This window comes from Aeromonas sp. 160P (assembly GCF_055193095.1).
Window position 1 is genome coordinate 4,369,106 of the sequence record NZ_JBUXKV010000001.1, and the last position, 18,104, is coordinate 4,387,209.

Annotated in this window: 17 protein-coding genes and 2 tRNA genes; 2 read left to right on the forward strand and 17 right to left on the reverse strand. The window is 55.0% G+C overall.

Annotated features, from left to right (window positions below; all coding sequences use genetic code 11):
- Positions 1-34: 34 nt before the first annotated feature.
- The 15 genes from pnp to rlmE form a co-directional block, all read right to left on the reverse strand.
- A complete protein-coding gene (pnp, locus tag ACY8FN_RS20200; RefSeq protein ID WP_463101029.1) occupies positions 35-2,179 on the reverse strand; it encodes a polyribonucleotide nucleotidyltransferase in 2,145 nt (714 codons plus the stop codon).
- A 168-nt stretch (positions 2,180-2,347) separates the two neighbouring features.
- Complete coding sequence (gene rpsO, locus ACY8FN_RS20205; RefSeq protein WP_005326646.1) at positions 2,348-2,617, reverse strand: 30S ribosomal protein S15; 270 nt, start codon at positions 2,615-2,617, stop codon at positions 2,348-2,350.
- A 128-nt stretch (positions 2,618-2,745) separates the two neighbouring features.
- Positions 2,746-3,705 (reverse strand): tRNA pseudouridine(55) synthase TruB, encoded by a 960-nt coding sequence (truB, locus tag ACY8FN_RS20210; RefSeq protein ID WP_042018162.1) that lies wholly within the window; start codon positions 3,703-3,705, stop codon positions 2,746-2,748.
- A 1-nt stretch (position 3,706) separates the two neighbouring features.
- Positions 3,707-4,144 (reverse strand): 30S ribosome-binding factor RbfA, encoded by a 438-nt coding sequence (rbfA, locus tag ACY8FN_RS20215; RefSeq protein ID WP_042018165.1) that lies wholly within the window; start codon positions 4,142-4,144, stop codon positions 3,707-3,709.
- A gap of 55 nt (positions 4,145-4,199) precedes the next feature.
- Positions 4,200-6,899, reverse strand: a complete 2,700-nt coding sequence (gene infB / locus ACY8FN_RS20220; RefSeq protein WP_068977841.1) for a translation initiation factor IF-2 — start codon at positions 6,897-6,899, stop codon at positions 4,200-4,202.
- A gap of 20 nt (positions 6,900-6,919) precedes the next feature.
- Positions 6,920-8,422, reverse strand: a complete 1,503-nt coding sequence (nusA, locus tag ACY8FN_RS20225) for a transcription termination factor NusA (RefSeq protein WP_042018167.1) — start codon at positions 8,420-8,422, stop codon at positions 6,920-6,922.
- Between the two features lie 14 nt (positions 8,423-8,436).
- Positions 8,437-8,895 (reverse strand): ribosome maturation factor RimP, encoded by a 459-nt coding sequence (gene rimP / locus ACY8FN_RS20230; protein WP_042018169.1) that lies wholly within the window; start codon positions 8,893-8,895, stop codon positions 8,437-8,439.
- 166 nt (positions 8,896-9,061) lie between these two features.
- Positions 9,062-9,138: transfer RNA gene (locus ACY8FN_RS20235), tRNA-Met, on the reverse strand.
- Between the two features lie 93 nt (positions 9,139-9,231).
- Positions 9,232-9,316, reverse strand: a tRNA-Leu gene (locus ACY8FN_RS20240).
- 9 nt (positions 9,317-9,325) lie between these two features.
- Positions 9,326-9,652: a preprotein translocase subunit SecG gene (gene secG, locus ACY8FN_RS20245; RefSeq protein WP_438579625.1), complete on the reverse strand. Its 327-nt coding sequence runs from the start codon at positions 9,650-9,652 to the stop codon at positions 9,326-9,328.
- Positions 9,653-10,417: a triose-phosphate isomerase gene (gene tpiA / locus ACY8FN_RS20250; protein ID WP_463101030.1), complete on the reverse strand. Its 765-nt coding sequence runs from the start codon at positions 10,415-10,417 to the stop codon at positions 9,653-9,655.
- A gap of 131 nt (positions 10,418-10,548) precedes the next feature.
- Complete coding sequence (glmM, locus tag ACY8FN_RS20255) at positions 10,549-11,883, reverse strand: phosphoglucosamine mutase (protein ID WP_042018173.1); 1,335 nt, start codon at positions 11,881-11,883, stop codon at positions 10,549-10,551.
- A 15-nt stretch (positions 11,884-11,898) separates the two neighbouring features.
- Positions 11,899-12,744 (reverse strand): dihydropteroate synthase, encoded by an 846-nt coding sequence (gene folP / locus ACY8FN_RS20260; RefSeq protein WP_463101031.1) that lies wholly within the window; start codon positions 12,742-12,744, stop codon positions 11,899-11,901.
- A gap of 60 nt (positions 12,745-12,804) precedes the next feature.
- Positions 12,805-14,751: an ATP-dependent zinc metalloprotease FtsH gene (gene ftsH / locus ACY8FN_RS20265; protein WP_042018176.1), complete on the reverse strand. Its 1,947-nt coding sequence runs from the start codon at positions 14,749-14,751 to the stop codon at positions 12,805-12,807.
- 45 nt (positions 14,752-14,796) lie between these two features.
- Positions 14,797-15,426, reverse strand: coding sequence for a 23S rRNA (uridine(2552)-2'-O)-methyltransferase RlmE (gene rlmE, locus ACY8FN_RS20270; protein ID WP_068977837.1), 630 nt, complete (start codon positions 15,424-15,426; stop codon positions 14,797-14,799).
- 97 nt (positions 15,427-15,523) lie between these two features.
- On the opposite strand from rlmE, the gene yhbY reads away from it, so the two are divergent.
- Positions 15,524-15,820, forward strand: coding sequence for a ribosome assembly RNA-binding protein YhbY (gene yhbY / locus ACY8FN_RS20275; protein WP_042018180.1), 297 nt, complete (start codon positions 15,524-15,526; stop codon positions 15,818-15,820).
- Positions 15,821-15,923: 103 nt separating this feature from the next.
- Positions 15,924-16,505, forward strand: a complete 582-nt coding sequence (locus ACY8FN_RS20280) for a PilZ domain-containing protein (protein ID WP_463101032.1) — start codon at positions 15,924-15,926, stop codon at positions 16,503-16,505.
- Between the two features lie 72 nt (positions 16,506-16,577).
- Here the strand turns inward: ACY8FN_RS20280 and greA are convergent, their stop codons facing one another.
- Together greA and ACY8FN_RS20290 are read right to left on the reverse strand one after the other, a co-directional pair.
- The gene (greA, locus tag ACY8FN_RS20285; protein WP_042018182.1) at positions 16,578-17,054 is read right to left on the reverse strand and encodes a transcription elongation factor GreA; all 477 of its coding nucleotides are present in this window, start codon (positions 17,052-17,054) and stop codon (positions 16,578-16,580) included.
- A 156-nt stretch (positions 17,055-17,210) separates the two neighbouring features.
- Entirely contained in the window at positions 17,211-18,104 is an 894-nt protein-coding gene (locus tag ACY8FN_RS20290; RefSeq protein ID WP_101325688.1) for a flagellar motor protein MotB, read from the reverse strand.

Genomic DNA, 18,104 nt, shown 5'->3' on the forward strand with positions numbered 1-18,104 from the left:
TCAACCGAAACCAGTCCGGTATCAGAGCGGCAGATTACTCTGCGGCAGGCACTTCTTCAGCAGCCGGAGCAGCATCAGCGGCAGGTGCAGCTTCAGTCGGGGCGTTCGCTTCCTTGATGGAGAGACGTACACGGCCCTGACGGTCAACTTCCAGTACCTTCACCTTGACCACGTCACCGATGGTCAGGTGGTCAGCCACGTTCTGCACGCGAGCGTCGGTGATCTGGGAGATGTGTACCAGACCATCTTTACCCGGCAGGATGTTGACGAAGGCACCGAAGTCAGCCAGACGTACCACTTTACCTTCATAGATGCGGTTCACTTCGATCTCGGCGGTGATCGCTTCGATACGACGGATCGCTTCCATGGCAGCTTCGTTGGCCACGGCGGAGATGCGAACAGTACCGTCATCATCCAACTCGATGTTGGTGCCGGTCTCTTCGGTCAGCGCACGGATCACTGAACCACCCTTACCGATCACGTCCTTGATCTTCTCAGGATTGATCTTGATGGTGTGGATACGCGGGGCAAAATCAGAGATTTCGCTGCGCGGAGCCTGGATGGCTTCATCCATCACTTTAAGGATGTGCAGGCGAGCGCCACGAGCTTGCTTGAGGGCAATCTCCATGATCTCTTTGGTGATGCCTTCGATTTTGATGTCCATCTGCAGCGCGGTGATACCTTCGGTAGTACCGGCTACTTTGAAGTCCATGTCACCCAGGTGATCTTCGTCACCCAGGATGTCGGACAGCACGACGAAACCTTCTTCTTCCTTCACCAGACCCATGGCGATACCGGCAACAGAGGCCTTGATCGGCACACCCGCATCCATCAGCGCCAGGGAGGAACCACAGACAGAAGCCATGGAGGAAGAGCCGTTGGATTCGGTGATTTCAGACACCACACGCACCACGTACGGGAACTCGGCGGCGCTCGGCATTACGGCAGCAACGCCACGCTTGGCCAGACGACCGTGACCAATTTCACGACGCTTGGGGCTACCCATCATGCCAGTCTCACCGACGCAGTACGGCGGGAAGTTATAGTGCAGCATGAAGCGGTCGGCGCGATGGCCAGCCAGCTCGTCGATGTTCTGAGCGTCACGCTCGGTACCCAGAGTGGCAACCACGATGGCCTGAGTCTCACCACGGGTGAACAGGGCAGAACCGTGAGCACGGGGCAGAATGCCGGTGCCGACAGACAGGGCGCGGATCATTTCCGGATCACGACCATCAATGCGCGGCTCGCCACGCACTACCCGGCCACGGACGATGCGGCTTTCCAGGCTGTGGAACTCTTCACCGATCTTCTTGGCATCGTCGGCAACGCCGGAAGCAATGACCTGCTCAACCACGCGCGCCTTGATGGCACCGATGGCTTCGTAACGTACTGCTTTCTCAGTGATGCGATACGCTTCACCCAGTTCGGCAGTCGCCAGCTCGGCGATCTTGGCTTTCAGCGGCTCGTTAACGGCAGGCGCAGTCCAGTTCCACGGCTTGGTGCCAACAGCGGCAGCAAACTCGTTGATCGCATTGATGACGATCTGCATCTGATCGTGACCAAATACCACGGCGCCCAGCATCACCTCTTCAGAGAGGATGGCCGCTTCAGACTCAACCATCAGTACCGCGTTGGCAGTACCGGCAACCACCAGGTCCAGATCGCTCTGCGGCAGTTCAGCGGTAGTCGGGTTCAGCATGTACTGACCGTTCATGTAGCCCACGCGAGCAGCTGCAATCGGGCCACCAAACGGAATACCGGAGATGGCCAGCGCAGCAGAGGCACCGATCATGGCAACGATGTCCGGAGAAACCAGCGGATTCACGGACATGACGGTGGCAACCACCTGAACCTCATTGAGGAAGCCTTCCGGGAACAGCGGGCGAATAGGACGGTCGATCAGGCGGGAAGTGAGGGTCTCACCTTCGCTCGGACGGCCTTCACGACGGAAGAAACCACCCGGGATACGACCAGCAGCATAGGTACGCTCCTGGTAGTTGACGGTCAGCGGGAAGAAATCACGGCCATGATCGGCCTCTTTCTTACCAACTACGGTCACAAATACGCAGGTATCGTCCATGCTGACCATAACGGCCGCAGTGGCTTGACGGGCCATCACACCGGTTTCCAGCGTGACGGTGTGTTGACCGTACTGGAATGACTTTACAATAGGATTCACGTGAATTTCCTTTTTTACAATTTGGCTCTTTAAATTCGCGCACAAGTATACTTGATTCACTGCAAAAGGTAAGCGGGGACACGAATTCTGTGAAGCAGGCAACGACTTGAAGAGCAATAAAAAAGGGGAACCTCACGGTTCCCCTTTTTCGCGAAATCTGATGGTCGATTAACGACGCAGACCCAGCTTGGCGATCAGAGCAGCATAACGCTGAACATCTTTACGCTTCAGGTAGTCCAGCAGCTTACGACGCTGGGAAACCATGCGCAGCAGACCGCGACGACCGTGGTGGTCCTTTGAGTGCTCCTTGAAGTGACCTTGCAGATGGTTGATCTGGGCAGTCAGCAGGGCAACCTGCACTTCGGGGGAACCAGTGTCGTTAGCGCAACGAGCGTTGTCAGCAACGATGGACGCTTTGATCTCAGCATTTAGAGACATGTGTGTACTCCAGTAGAGTGTTTAAAGGTTCACAGCCAATCTCTAATTCAGCCGTGAAATGAGGGCGGTATCATAATCGTCCCCGGCTATTTTCGCAACGGGAAAGACGCGCCGATACCGCCAGAGGATTACTCCTCGATGTTATCGTCGTGATAACGCACCAATCGCTTGGGCGCAACCCGACCATCAGCATCAATGTCACCCACGCCGATAAACTCGCGCTCAGGGCCGACTGTCATGCGAACCTGACCGCTGGCCGGTGCGCCAGGCACCTGTACCGCTTGGCCCTGATTCACATAGGCAGCGACCACCGCCAGCATGTTCACCTCAGGCAAAGATGCCACTGCGGTATCCATCGGCAACAGCAGCGGATCGAGCTGCTCGCGCGGCGGGGTACTCTCGGCCTTGGACTGCTCGAGAATGCACTCCAGCTGCTCCAGGGTCAGCATCCGATCATAGGGATAGCTGGCCACCTGAGTACGACGCAACTGGGTGACATGAGCACCACAACCCAGCACTTCACCCAGGTCATCGACCAGCGTGCGGATGTAGGTGCCTTTGCTGCAGTGCACTTCGAGGCGCACTTCATCACCTTCGAAGCTCAGCAGTTTGAGTTCGAATATCGTGATGGGACGGGCTTCACGCTCGATGGTGATGCCTTCACGGGCATACTCATAGAGCGGACGACCATTGTGTTTGAGCGCAGAATACATGGACGGCACCTGCATGATCGGGCCGCGGAACTGATCCAGCGACTCAATCAGGGTACCCATAGCCACGTTCACCGGACGAGTGGACACCACTTCGCCGTCGGAGTCGCTGGTATTGGTGCGCTCGCCCAGCTTGGCGGTCACCTCATAGCGTTTGTCCGCCTCCAGCAGATACTGGGAGAACTTGGTGGCCTCACCGAGGCAGATCGGCAGCATGCCGGTCGCCAACGGGTCCAGGGCGCCAGTGTGGCCAGCCTTGGCTGCGTTGTAGATCCGCTTGACCTTCTGCAACACATCGTTGGAGGTCAGACCGGTTGGCTTATCCAGCAGCAGGATGCCGTGCACATCACGGCCCTTGAAACGACGTCTGCGTGACATCTCAGGCTTTATCCTCTGTTGTGTCATCGGGTGTGGCATCCGTCTCTTCGTCACGGCCAGCTTCGGCCATGCGACGCTTGTCTTCGCGCACAGTGTTGGTCACCAGGTTGGAGAGACGCATCCCTTCGACCAGGGTCTGGTCGTAGTAGAAACGCAGCTCAGGCACTACCCGCAGACGCATGGCGCTGCCAAGCAGGCTGCGGATATAACCGGCAGCTTCAGTCAGACCCAACAGGCCTTCCTTGATGCGATCGCCGTCATTCTCCAACTGCAGAAAAGTAACGTAAATTTTTGCATAGTTAAGATCTTTGGACACTTCCACATCGGAAACTGTCACCATGCCAATGCGGGGATCTTTCACCTCACGCTGCAGGATCAGCGCGATTTCACGCTGGATCTGCTGTCCGACCCGACGGGTCCGGCTGAATTCTCTGGCCATATTCTATCCTGCGATAAAAGGGGGCCGTGGCCCCCTATTTTGTCTGACTCTCGGCTTACAGTGTCCGTTGAATTTCAACAGTCTCGTAAACTTCGATCTGGTCGCCTTCGCGCACGTCATTGTAGTTCTTGACCGCGATACCACACTCGTAACCGTTACGGACTTCGTTAACGTCATCTTTGAAGCGGCGCAGGGATTCCAGCTCGCCTTCATAGATAACCACGTTGTCACGCAGAACACGGATACGGTTGGAGCGCTTGACGATACCTTCAGTGACCATACAGCCAGCAACAGCGCCGAACTTGGGTGACTTGAAGACGCTACGCACCTGAGCCAGACCGATGATCTCCTGACGATATTCAGGAGCCAGCTTACCGCTCATGGCCTGCTTCACTTCGTCGATCAAATCATAGATGACGGAGTAGTAACGCAGATCCAGGCTCTCGGCTTCGATGACCTTGCGCGCAGATGCGTCAGCACGGACGTTGAAACCAACCAGGATGGCGCTGGAAGCGGCAGCCAGAGTGGCGTCAGTTTCGGTGATTCCACCAACACCTGAGCCGATGATCTTGACTTTAACTTCGTCGGTAGAGAGCTGAACCAGCGCATCGCAGATAGCTTGCACAGAGCCCTGTACGTCGGCCTTGATCACCACATTCACTTCGGACACTTCGCCCTCGGTCATGTTGGCGAACATGTTTTCCAGCTTGGCCTTCTGCTGGCGAGCCAGCTTGACGTCGCGGAATTTGCCCTGACGATAGAGTGCCACTTCACGGGCTTTCTTCTCGTCACGTACAACAGTGGCTTCGTCACCGGCAGACGGCACCCCGGACAGACCGAGGATTTCGACCGGCAGAGACGGGCCTGCTTCTTTGATGTCGCGACCCAATTCGTCACGCATCGCACGAATACGGCCGTACTCCAGACCACACAGGACGATGTCGCCCTGACGCAGGGTACCTTGCTGAACCAGTACAGTTGCAACCGGACCACGACCTTTGTCGAGGAAGGATTCAACAACCACACCGCTTGCCATACCATCAACGACGGCTTTCAGTTCCAGTACTTCGGACTGGATCAGAATGGCTTCCAGCAGATCGTCGATGCCTTCGCCAGACTTGGCAGAGACATGAACAAACTGGCTATCGCCACCCCAATCTTCAGACATCACGTTGTAACGGGACAGTTCGGTTTTGACGCGATCCGGATCTGCTTCAGGCTTGTCGATCTTGTTAACTGCAACAACGATAGGTACCCCAGCCGCTTTGGCGTGCTGGATCGCTTCGATGGTCTGCGGCATGACGCCGTCATCGGCAGCAACAACCAGTACCACGATATCAGTGGACTTGGCACCACGAGCACGCATGGAGGTAAACGCAGCGTGACCCGGAGTATCCAGGAAGGTGATCATGCCACTGTCAGTTTCGACGTGGTAAGCACCGATATGCTGGGTAATACCACCGGCTTCGCCAGCAGCAACCTTGGCTTTACGGATATAGTCGAGCAGCGAGGTTTTACCGTGGTCAACGTGGCCCATGATGGTCACGACCGGAGCGCGCGGCTTGGCTTCGGAGGTCTCGTCACGATCGGACAGTACCGCCTCTTCCAGCTCGTTCTCACGACGCAACACTACCTTGTGACCCATCTCCTCGGCGACCAGCTGAGCGGTCTCCTGGTCGATCACCTGGTTGATGGTCGCCATGGCGCCCATCTTCATCATCGCCTTGATGACTTCCACGCCTTTGACGGCCATCTTGTTAGCCAGTTCGGCTACAGTGATGGTTTCGCCAATGACCACGTCACGGTTTACCACTACCGCGGGCTTGTTGAAGCCATGCTTCATCGCGTTAGGAGTAGCCACCTTGCCACGCTTGCCTTTACGGGCACGCGGGTTGCGTGAGTCACGATCATCTTCACGACGACCCGGCTTTTTCGGGGCCTTGACCGCAGCAGCTGCAGCGGTACGACGGCTGGTCTCTTCCTTCCGGTCCAACTCATCTTCTGCGGCTTGCGCATGCTTGTTGGTGGTCAGATGATAGTCACTGCTCTCTTTGGCGCGAGCAGCTTCTTCTTCAGCCCAGCGAGGGCCATTCTGTTCTGCCATAAGACGAGCCTCTTCGGCTTTCTTTGCGGCGAGTTCTTCTGCTTTTTGCAAAGCGGTTAATTCCTGTTGGCGCTTCAGTTCTTCTGCTTCGCGCTTGGCCATCTTTTCTGCCTCTTGCTGAGCTGTGCTACTGGCTGCTTTGGCGGGCTGTGGAGCCTGTCGAGCCTTTGATTGTGCCTCGATCCGCGCCTTTTCCTCAGCGTCACGACGAGCCTGCTCAGCCTCACGGCGAGCCTTCTCTTCAGCTTCGAGACGGGCCTTATTCTCGGCCTCGCAACGAGCTTTTTCTTCTGCTTCCAAACGCGCTGTTTCCTCGGCTTCCACCTGACGCTGTTCATCTTCCAGCGCCGAGCGTCTTACATAGGTGCGAGATTTACGCACTTCTACCTGCACTTCCTTGTTCTTGCCGCCAGTACCCTGAACACTGATGGTGCTCTTGGTCTTGCGCTGCAAGGTCATGCGGGCAGGAGTGGCGACCTCGTCACCCCCATGCTGTTTCTTCAGGTGTGCCAGCAGGGTCTGCTTTTCAGACTCGCTAACCATGTCGTCGGCCTTGCTCTTGCTGATACCGGCATCGACAAACTGCTGGAGAAGACGATCAACCGGTGTGTCGATGTCAGTGGCAAGTTGTTTGACTGATACTTCTGCCATTCATTTTCCTCCGTTTGATCTTACTCGGACTGCTCTTCTCCGAACCAACAGATATTACGAGCAGCCATAATGAGCTCACCAGCCTTCTCGGCAGTCAACTCTTCGATATCAGCAAGGTCATCAATACCTTGCTCAGCCAAATCTTCCAGAGTGCCAACACCACGGCCCGCCAGAGCGTAAGCCATTTCACGGCTCAGGCCATTCAGATTGAGCAGGTCTTCAGAAGGCTCAACGCCATCAAAAGATTCTTCTTTAGCCAGTGCCTTGGTAGTCAGGGCATCTTTGGCACGGTTGCGCAGCTCTTCGACCATGTCTTCATCCAGACCATCGACAGCCAGCAACTCGTTAACCGGTACGAAGGCGATCTCTTCCAGAGTCGAGAAGCCCTCTTCCATCAGCAGACCGGCGAACTCATCGTCGATATCCAGGGTGCTGGTGAACAGGTTCATGATGCGGTCGTTTTCAGCCTGATGCTTGGAGCGCATGTCTTCAACGGTCATCACGTTCAGTTCCCAACCGGTCAGCTGGGATGCCAGACGCACGTTCTGACCATTGCGACCGATAGCCTGAGCCAGGTTGGCAGCTTCCACGGCGATATCCATGGTGTGGTTATCTTCATCAACAATGATGGAGGCCACATCGGCAGGCGCCATGGCATTGATCACGTACTGGGCCGGGTTGTCATCGTACAGCACGATGTCAGCACGCTCACCGTTCAGCTCGGCTGAAACAGCTTGCACACGGGCACCACGCATACCGATACAAGCACCGATCGGATCGATACGACGATCGTTGGTCTTCACCGCGATCTTGGCGCGAGAGCCCGGATCACGGGCGGCGCCCATGATTTCGATCATCTCTTCGCCGATCTCTGGCACTTCGATGCGGAACAGCTCTTTCAGGAAATCAGGGCTGGAGCGGCTGACGAACAGCTGGGCACCACGGGCTTCCGGGCGAACTGCGTAGAGCAGGCCACGAATGCGGTCACCCGGACGGAAGGTCTCGCGCGGCAGCATGTCATCACGGAAGATCACGGCTTCGGCATTGCTGCCCAGATCGAGAACCACGTTGTCGCGGCTGCTCTTTTTGACCACACCACTGATGATGGTGCCTTCTTTATCTTTAAACTGATCAACTACCTGGGAACGCTCGGCCTCACGCACTTTCTGCACGATAACCTGTTTGGCGGTCTGGGTAGTGATACGGTCGAAAGTAACAGAGTCGATCTGGTCTTCAACATACTCACCGATCTGGATTTCCGGCTGATCAATCTGCGCAGCTTCCAGGGTGATTTCACCGTAGGCGTTTTCCATGGATGCTTGATCAGCAACCACTACCCAACGGCGATAGGTGTCGTAGTCACCGGTCTTGCGATCGATTTCAACCCGAACTTCAATCTCGCCTTCATATTTCTTTTTGGTCGCAGTCGCCAGCGCAGTTTCCAGAGCCTGGAAGATCTTCTCGCGGGGTACCGCCTTCTCGTTGGATACTGCGTCAACGACCAGCAAAATCTCTTTATTCATATCCGATAGCCTCGTTAACCAAAGTTCGGCACTATGTTCGCTTTTTGGATATTGGTGAAAGCCAACACATCGTCCTTACCATCTACTGTCAGGGTGATCATGTCGCCTTGCACAGCTTTGATTACGCCTTTGAACTTGCGGCGGTTATTTGTTGCCATCCGAAGCGAAACCGCCGCCTCTTGGCCAACGTATTTTTCGAATTGGGCAACCTTGAACAGGGGGCGATCCAGACCCGGGGAGGACACCTCGAGGTAATACTCCTCGGTAATGGGATCTTCGACATCCATGATGGCGCCAACCTGATGGCTGACTGCTGCACAGCTTTCGACAGTCACACCCTGCTCGCTATCGATGTAGACACGCAAGGTGGAGTAGCTACCCGCACGGGTAAACTCAATACCCCAAAGTTCAAAACCCAAGGCAACGACCGGAGCCTCGAGCAGATCGGTCAAACGTTGTTCCAACGTAGCCAAAGTCACCCTCCGAAAAACAAAAAAAGGGCATAGAGCCCAGATAGATATCGATTCAGAGTAAATCGCACGTAACAAAAAGCCCCGATGTCAAATCGGGGCTTGGCGCTTTACCCTGACTGTCGCCTCGCAGCGACCGCTTTCCTGAGCGTAGGAAATGCGTGAAATTTGGTTGCGGGGGCCGGATTTGAACCGACGACCTTCGGGTTATGAGCCCGACGAGCTACCATGCTGCTCCACCCCGCGTCCGAATCGTGCGAGATTATAGCCACTCTAGCATCTTGGTACAAGAGACAGACTGACTATAATATACTCGGTCACCCGAGCTCACTGCTTAATTGGTGCCGTGGGCGGGACTCGAACCCGCACACCCTAGAGCACTACCCCCTCAAGATAGCGTGTCTACCAATTCCACCACCACGGCAAAACTCTCTTACTGGGGAACGTCAGTGTCTTTGTTCACTGGCGCTTTAGTCTGCTCAACCTGTTCGGTTTGTTGCAGATTTTCCCACTCACTACCCTGCTTCACCTTGTGTGTGGACATAGATCCGAGCACCAAACTGATAATGAAAAACAGAGTAGCCAAAATTGCTGTTGTTCGGGTCAGGAAACTACCTGAACCACCGGAGCCGAATACAGTATTCGATGCCCCTGCGCCGAAGGAGGCGCCCATGTCAGCCCCTTTACCTTGCTGAATCATCACCAGACCAATCAGAGCCAGTGACACCAACAGATAAACGACTAAAAGAATTTCGTACATTTAACTTGCACCCTTTGCCGCTTCAACAATTCCTAAAAACGTGTCGCTATCAAGACTTGCACCACCAATCAGACCGCCATCAATGTCGGGCTGGGCAAACAAATCTCTTGCGTTGGTCGGCGTTACGCTCCCACCATAGATGATTCTAACTTTTTCACCTATTACCGGAGTATCCTCCGCCAAGCGACCGCGTATAAAGGAATGAACCTCTTGTGCCTGCTCGGGTGTGGCGCACTTACCTGTACCTACAGCCCAAATCGGCTCGTAGGCGATGATAGCATTATCGAAAGCCATCGCGCCATTTTTCTCTATGACGATATCCAGTTCTTCAGCGATCACCTCAAAGGCTCTTCTCGCCTGCCTCGCTGCACCTGATTCACCTAAACAGAGGATGGGAATCAAGCCTGCCGCTCTGGCAGCCGCAAACTTCTCTGCGACGATAAAACTGGTCTCACCAAAGAGACGCCTGCGCTCGGAGTGCCCTACCAATACGTAACGACACCCTGCCTCTACCAGCATCTGACACGAGATTTCTCCGGTGTAAGCGCCAGCACCGTGCTGACTCACATTCTGAGCCCCCAACCTTATTACTTTCTGCTCATTGAGCAGTGAAGCACTAAAGTCGAGATGCACATGGGAAGGACAGAGAACTACATCTACTTTTTCATCAACACCTTTCAGGCAGTGACTCGTAAACTGCTCTAACTGCGACCTACTACCGTGCAACTTCCAATTGGCTGCTACAAACGGCTTGCGGTTTCCCATCGGCAACTCCCTTGCGAAAGCGGGGCTGATAATATCCAGAGGATGCTCAGCTGACAAGTGCTATTTTTAATTTTTTGAATCGTTTGAACAAGATACAACCAGGGCGGCTAAAAAGCCGCCCCTTGCGCTCATTAAAACGCCGACTTTACCTGTTGTGCGATACGCTGAGCCATGTCACGTACCTGCTGCTCATGCTCTCCTTCCACCATCACCCTGATGAGAGGCTCGGTGCCGGATTTGCGCAACAGAACACGGCCACGACCAGCCAACTCCTGCTCTACCTTGGCGACCTCCTCCATAACAGCATCAGCCGCCAACGGATCATTGCCTTCGGCAAAGCGGACATTCACCAGCACTTGCGGGAACTTACTCATGCCGGAGCGCAACTTGGCCAGCGGCATCTCGGCACTGCGCATGGCAGTAAGCACTTGCAAGGCGGCTACGATCCCATCACCTGTGGTGGTTTGATCCAGGCAGATGATGTGGCCTGAGTTCTCACCACCGATACGCCAGCCTTTCTCTTCCATCATCTCCAGCACATAGCGGTCACCCACCTGCGCACGGGCAAACGGAATACCCAAGGTCTGCAAGGCCAGCTCCAGACCCATATTGGCCATCAAGGTGCCGACTACGCCACCTTTGAGGCGACCGTTGCGCAAGGCATCGCGGGCAATGATATAGAGGATTTCGTCACCGTCGATGAGATAACCGGTATGGTCAACCATGATCAGGCGATCACCGTCACCATCAAATGCAACCCCCAGATCGGCCTTGCACTCCAGTACCTTGGCAACCAGCGCCTCAGGCGCGGTAGAACCGACGCCATCGTTAATATTGAGGCCATCCGGAGCACAGCCCATGGTGATCACGTCGGCGCCCAATTCGCGGAAAACGGACGGAGCAATGTGATAAGTGGCACCATGACCACAATCCACCACCATCTTGACGCCATCAAGGTTCATATGAGAGGGGAAGGTGCTCTTGCAAAATTCGATATAGCGACCGGCCGCATCATCAATACGCATCGCTTTACCAAGCAGGGCAGACTCGACACAAGTGAGCTCGTGATCAAGTTCGGCCTCGATGGCCATCTCGACATCATCCGGCAATTTGGTGCCATCGGCGGAGAAGAACTTGATGCCGTTGTCATAGAAGGGGTTATGGGAGGCGCTGATGACGATACCGGCTTCGGCACGGAAGGTGCGCGTCAGATAAGCAACCGCCGGCGTGGGCATGGGGCCCATCAGAATGGCCTTGAGACCCGCGGCGGAGAGACCCGCTTCCAGAGCAGATTCCAGCATGTAACCGGAGATACGTGTATCTTTGCCAATCAGCACCTTCTTGGTGCCTTTCTTGGAGAGCACCTTGCCAGCCGCCCAACCCAACTTCATCACGAATTCAGGGGTGATCGGATACTCGCCAACCTTGCCGCGCACACCATCGGTGCCGAAATACTTTCTTGCCATGGTTTGTTCTCTTTATTATCTGGAAATAAAATCTTGTCCCGTCATTGCCTGCCAGCCCACACGCAGTGCATCCATGGTTTCCCGCACATCATGCACCCGGATGATCCGTGCCCCATGCTGCATCCCGATAAGGGCGCATGCCAGACTGCCCGCCAGGCGCTCGTCAACCGGACGGCCCAGCAGGTTGCCTATCATAGACTTTCGCGACATCCCCACCAAGAGCGGCAAGCCATAATCGAGCAGTTCCTTTTGGGCCGCCAGTAGCTGGTAGTTGTGCGCCAGCGTCTTGCCAAAACCGTAGCCGGGATCCAGCAGCAGCTGTTCACGCGCAATACCGGCAGCCATGCAAGCCGTGATCCGCTCATCAAAAAAGCCACGCACCTCCCCCAGCAGATCATCATAGTGTGGCTCGACCTGCATGGTTCTCGGTTGCCCCTGCATATGCATCAGACAAACAGGTACCCGGGCTTCGGCGGCAGCCAGCAGTGCCCCCTCCTCCTGGAGCGCCCTCACATCGTTGATCAGATGGGCACCCGCCTGGCAGCCTTCCCGCATCACCCCCGCCTTGGAGGTGTCGAGCGAGATCATCACCTCCAGCTCTGCGGCTATTCGCTTGATCACGGGAATGACTCTGTCGAGCTCCTCCTGCTCGCTCACATCCGGCGCGCCGGGGCGAGTGGACTCGCCGCCGATATCGATCAGCGTGGCACCATCAGAGACCATCTGACGCGCATGGGCCATCGCCCGTTCAATCTGATTGAAATTGCCACCATCGGAGAAGGAGTCAGGGGTTACGTTGAGTATCCCCATCACATGGGGGCGATCGAGGGAGAGGCTGAGCCCCTTGCTGATTAACTGCATCTTCGCGTCCATTTGCATAAAGAAAAACCCCGGGCAAGCCCGGGGTTTGGAGAGTCACGATTATTTGGCCGGAGCGTCGTTGGCTTTGTCGATAGTGACATCCGCCACCGGTGCTGCCTCATCGGCCGGCTTGGCCTCGGCTGCCACGGTAGAACCACCTTGCGGAGTATCACCGTGTTCGTCATGCCAGTTGCTCGGAGCACGGACCTCGCGGCGCGCCATCAGATCATCAATCTGCTTGGCGTCGATGGTTTCGTACTTCATCAGCGCATCTTTCATGGTGTGCAACACGTCCATGTTATCCAGCAAGATTTGCTTGGAGCGGGCGTAGTTGCGATCAATCACCAGCTTGACCTCGGCATCGATGACGCGGGCGGTATCGTCAGACATATGCTTGGCCTTGGCCATGCTGCGGCCGAGGAACACTTCACCGTCCTCTTCGGCATAGAGCATGGGACCAAGACGCTCGGACATGCCCCACTGGGTCACCATCTTGCGAGCGATGTCAGTCGCACGCTCGATGTCGTTGGACGCACCGGTCGAGACCTTTTCGGCGCCGTAGATCAGCTCTTCTGCCAAGCGACCGCCATACAGACTGGAGATCATTGACTCCAGATGCTGCTTGGAGTGGCTCCAGCGATCCTGCTCCGGCAGATACATGGTGACACCCAGCGCACGACCACGGGGAATGATTGAGACCTTGTAGACAGGATCATGATCCGGTACCACACGACCAATGATGGCGTGACCCGCCTCATGGTATGCAGTCATCTCCTTCTCGGACTCTTTCATCACCATGGAGCGACGTTCAGCGCCCATCATGATCTTGTCCTTGGCCTTCTCGAACTCAGCCATAGAAACCACACGGCGGCTTTCACGGGCAGAGAACAGGGCCGCTTCGTTGACCAGGTTGGCCAAGTCAGCACCGGAGAAACCGGGGGTACCACGAGCAATCAGCGCCGGATTGACGTCATCCGCCAACGGAACTTTGCGCATGTGTACTTTCAGGATCTGTTCGCGACCACGGACATCTGGCAGACCGACCACAACCTGACGGTCGAAACGACCCGGACGCAGCAATGCCGGATCCAGTACGTCAGGACGGTTGGTTGCAGCGATGACGATGACGCCTTCGTTACCTTCAAAACCATCCATTTCAACCAGCATCTGGTTCAGAGTCTGCTCACGTTCATCGTGACCACCACCCAGACCCGCGCCACGCTGACGACCTACCGCATCAATTTCATCGATGAAGATGATGCAAGGGGAGGACTTCTTGGCCTGCTCGAACATGTCACGCACCCGGGAGGCACCGACACCAACGAACATCTCCACGAAATCGGAACCGGAGATGGTAAAGAACGGAACCTTGGCTTCACCAGCAATGGCCTTGGCCAGCAGGGTCTTACCGGTACCGGGTGGGCCAACCAGCAACACACCAGTCGGGATCTTGCCACCCAGTTTCTGGAACTTGCTCGGATCACGCAGATAGTCGACCAGCTCCTTCACTTCCTCTTTGGCCTCATCGCAACCTGCGACATCGGCAAAGGTGGTCTTGATCTGGTCTTCACTCATCAGGCGAGCCTTGCTCTTGCCGAACGACATGGCACCTTTGCCACCGCCGCCCTGCATCTGACGCATGAAGAAGACCCAGACACCGATCAGCAACAGCATCGGGAACCAGGAGATGAAAATAGAGGTCAACAGAGACGGCTCTTCCGGCTTCTCGCCCATCACTTTAACGTTGTGATTGAGCATATCATTGAGCAGCTGGGGATCCGGTGCAGGGATGATGGTGGTGAATTTTTCACCAGTGCGCTTGACGCCATTAATGACCTTACCATCCATCCGCACTTCACGGATCTGCTCTTGGGTCACTTCTTTAACGAAGCTGGAATAGTCCAGCTGGCGACTGGTGGTATCGCTGGGGCTGAAGCTATTGAACACCGACATCAATACGACGGCGATGACCAGCCACAGGATTAAGTTTTTCGCCATGTCACTCAAATCAGTAACCTCGCAGACTGACAGTTAACGATGAAGGGTAGGGTACTACAGTTTAAAACCGGTAGCCACAATGTAGACTTCCCGAGATCTGGCACGGGATGAGTCTGGTTTACGAATTTTAACAGCTGAAAAAAGTTTACGTATTTCATTGAGATAGGTATCAAACCCCTCCCCCTGGAACACCTTCACTACGAAACTGCCGTCACTGCGTAATACCTGATTACACATGTCCAGTGCCAGCTCGACAAGATACATGGCGCGCGCCTGATCCACCTGCTGGGTACCGCTCATGTTAGGTGCCATATCAGACATCACAACATCGACCTTATCGGGACCTACTCTTCCCAGCAAGGCACTGAGCACAGCATCCTCCCGAAAGTCCCCTTGCAGGAAATCGACACCGGCAATGGGATCCATAGGCAAAATATCACATGCGATGACGCGACCCGAGTCACCAACCTGTTCAACCGCAAACTGGGACCAGCCACCAGGAGCCGCCCCCAAATCCACAACTGTCATGCCGTTTTTGAGCAAGCGATCCTTGCCCTGAATCTCGTCAATCTTGAAAACAGCACGGGAACGCAGGCCCAATTTTTGAGCTTTTTTGACGTATTGATCGTCGAAATGTTCTTTTAACCAGCGACTAGAACTGGGGGAACGCTTTTTCTGGGTCATGATAATCGACTTTAAAAAACCACAAGGGTTATTAGTATTAAGGGCTAAGTGGGGTTAGAATACGCCCCTTTCAACCCTGACTTATGAAGAAATTGCGATGATTCTCAACAATAAACAGAAACAGTACCTCAAGGGCCTTGCTCACAGCCTCAAACCCGTCGTCCTGCTGGGTCAGCATGGTCTGACCGAAGGTGTACTGGCTGAAATCGATCTGGCACTGAACCATCACGAGCTGATCAAGGTTAAGGTTGCCGCTGAAGATCGCGAGATGAAGCAACTGGTTATGGATGCAATCGTCCGTGAAACCGCTGCAATCAAGGTGCAAAGCATGGGCCACGTGCTGACTATTTATCGTCAAGCCACCGAGCCAAAAATCCAGCTGCCCCGCAAGTAAAAGGAAAGAGCATCGCTCTTTCCTTATTCCACTTCTTCCCGAGTCGCTTGCCAAAGTAGTCGCAAAGCCCTTAACCTGCGATGAATACTTTTGGATACGCATTATGGCTCACCGTCAAATTCTCACTGAAGATGAGCTGGCCATGCTGCGGGACTTGGGGAGCAATCAGGACACCCATGTCCTGAGTGGTCACCTTGATGCCCCCATGCTTGGCTTGCTGCACAAAGCCGAACACCTGGTACTCGAAGCGCGCTTTGCAGGCCATCAGTTACGCTTTCCGCTTACCTTTATCGAAGCCGCTGAGGGTGTGGTCGAACCACGTCTGGCCGCACCAGTGATCAGGGAGCTTGGCTTTACCCAGCCACGGGCCTGGCGTCTCGAACAAAAAGCCAAATTGCACAGCAGTAAAGGACTCTTTCAAGTATTAAGCCTCTCACTGAACGGCCTCATCGTCGAAAATTTGCCAACCGATATGCTAGCCGATGACTCACTCCGTGGAGAACTCTGCATCGCACAAGAGGCTTGGTTCCCCCTTGATGCCAGATTGGTTCGGCGCATCAAATCTGATGCCAACCATGCAACCTGGGCACTGAGCTTTCAGATGAGCGAAAGCGATATCGAACGGCTACGCCAGTGGCTGTTCCTGCGCCATCAGGATGCTTTTACCGAGGCTTATCTGTCCTAGCAAGTATCTCAGCCTTAGCCAAATACAACAGGGGAGCACCAGCCCCCCTGTTTCGTCATAACCTGACGTCGCTTAAACGTAAGCTACGTTCAGCACTTCGTATTCCACATCACCGGCAGGAGTCTTGACGATGGCGACATCGTCTACTTCCTTGCCAATCAGCGCACGGGCAATCGGTGAGTTGACAGAGATAAGGTTCTGTTTGATATCAGCCTCATCATCACCCACGATGCGGTAGATGACCTCTTCCTCTGTCTCGCTCTTGAGCAGCGTCACGGTCGCGCCAAAAATGACACGGCCATTATTGGTGATCTTGGTGACATCGATCACCTGAGCATTGGAGAGCTTGGCTTCAATCTCCTGGATGCGGCCTTCGCAGAACCCCTGCTGCTCACGGGCAGCGTGGTATTCGGCATTTTCTTTCAGATCGCCATGCTCACGCGCATCGGCAATCGCTTCGATAATCTGGGGACGAAGCTCGGTCTTGAGATGGTCGAGCTCTGCGCGCAGCTTCTCAGCGCCGCGAACAGTCATCGGAGTATGATTCATAGTCGAAACCTGGGTTGCTTGAAAATAGACACTGCGGCTATCTGCTAGGAAGCCGCAGCAATCGGTTCGGATGAGGCATCTTAATATGAAGCCAACACAAAATCCACGTCAGCGCCCTGCAGCCAGTCCGCCTTGGTTGCCCTGCATCGGCAATACTTACTTCCCTTCCGGTACCGAGATAGGCGCCGATACTGTCGGTTTACCCTGCAGGATAGAGATCTCTACCCGACGGTTCATCCGGCGATTCTCGGGGGTAGTGTTTGGCACCAGCGGCTGGGAATCTGCCATCCCCTGCACCACCAGCCGCTGACCATCGAAACCTGGCTCCTTGACCATCTGATGCGCCACCGCCACCGCCCGCAGGGAGGAGAGCTCCCAGTTGGACTGGAACAGCTCATCTTCGGTTGCGACGTTGTCGGTGTGACCAGAAATGGTTATTTCACCCGGTACATCCTTGAGTAACGCCGCAACCTTGCGAATAACCGGCCAGAACTGGGGTTGCAAAAAAGCGGATCCGGCAGGAAACGACGCTTTTTCCCTGATCCGGATAACGATCTGTTGGCCCAACGCCTCGATCTCGATGGCTCCGTCCTGAATCTGATCTTTCATCTGTTCGGCGAGCGCTTTAGCCAAGGTATTGGACTGCTGCTGTGCTTTTTGCGCATCCTGAGCCGTGTCCCCCCCTGTCTGTTTGCCATCACTCTTGTCCTGACCACCAGCCTGATCCGACTCACCGGGCAGAAATTCCAGTTCGGTCTGGGTCATGTCGATGGTCTGCTGCATCACCGTATCAATCGGCGTTGGCTCTGGCCGGCCAGGCCGAAATTCCTGGGCAATCACCGAGGTACCTTTGGGAATATCTTTTACCTCGAGAATATTCTGCACCCCGAAGGCTTTTTCCATGGAACCCGCGATTTGCTTGAATTTTTGGACGTCCATCTCGGCAAAGGAGAGCAACAACACAAAGAAACACATCAACAGTGACATCAAGTCGGCAAACGTGCCCATGTACGCGGGCAGGCCGGGCGGCGGACATTTGCAATCGGACAT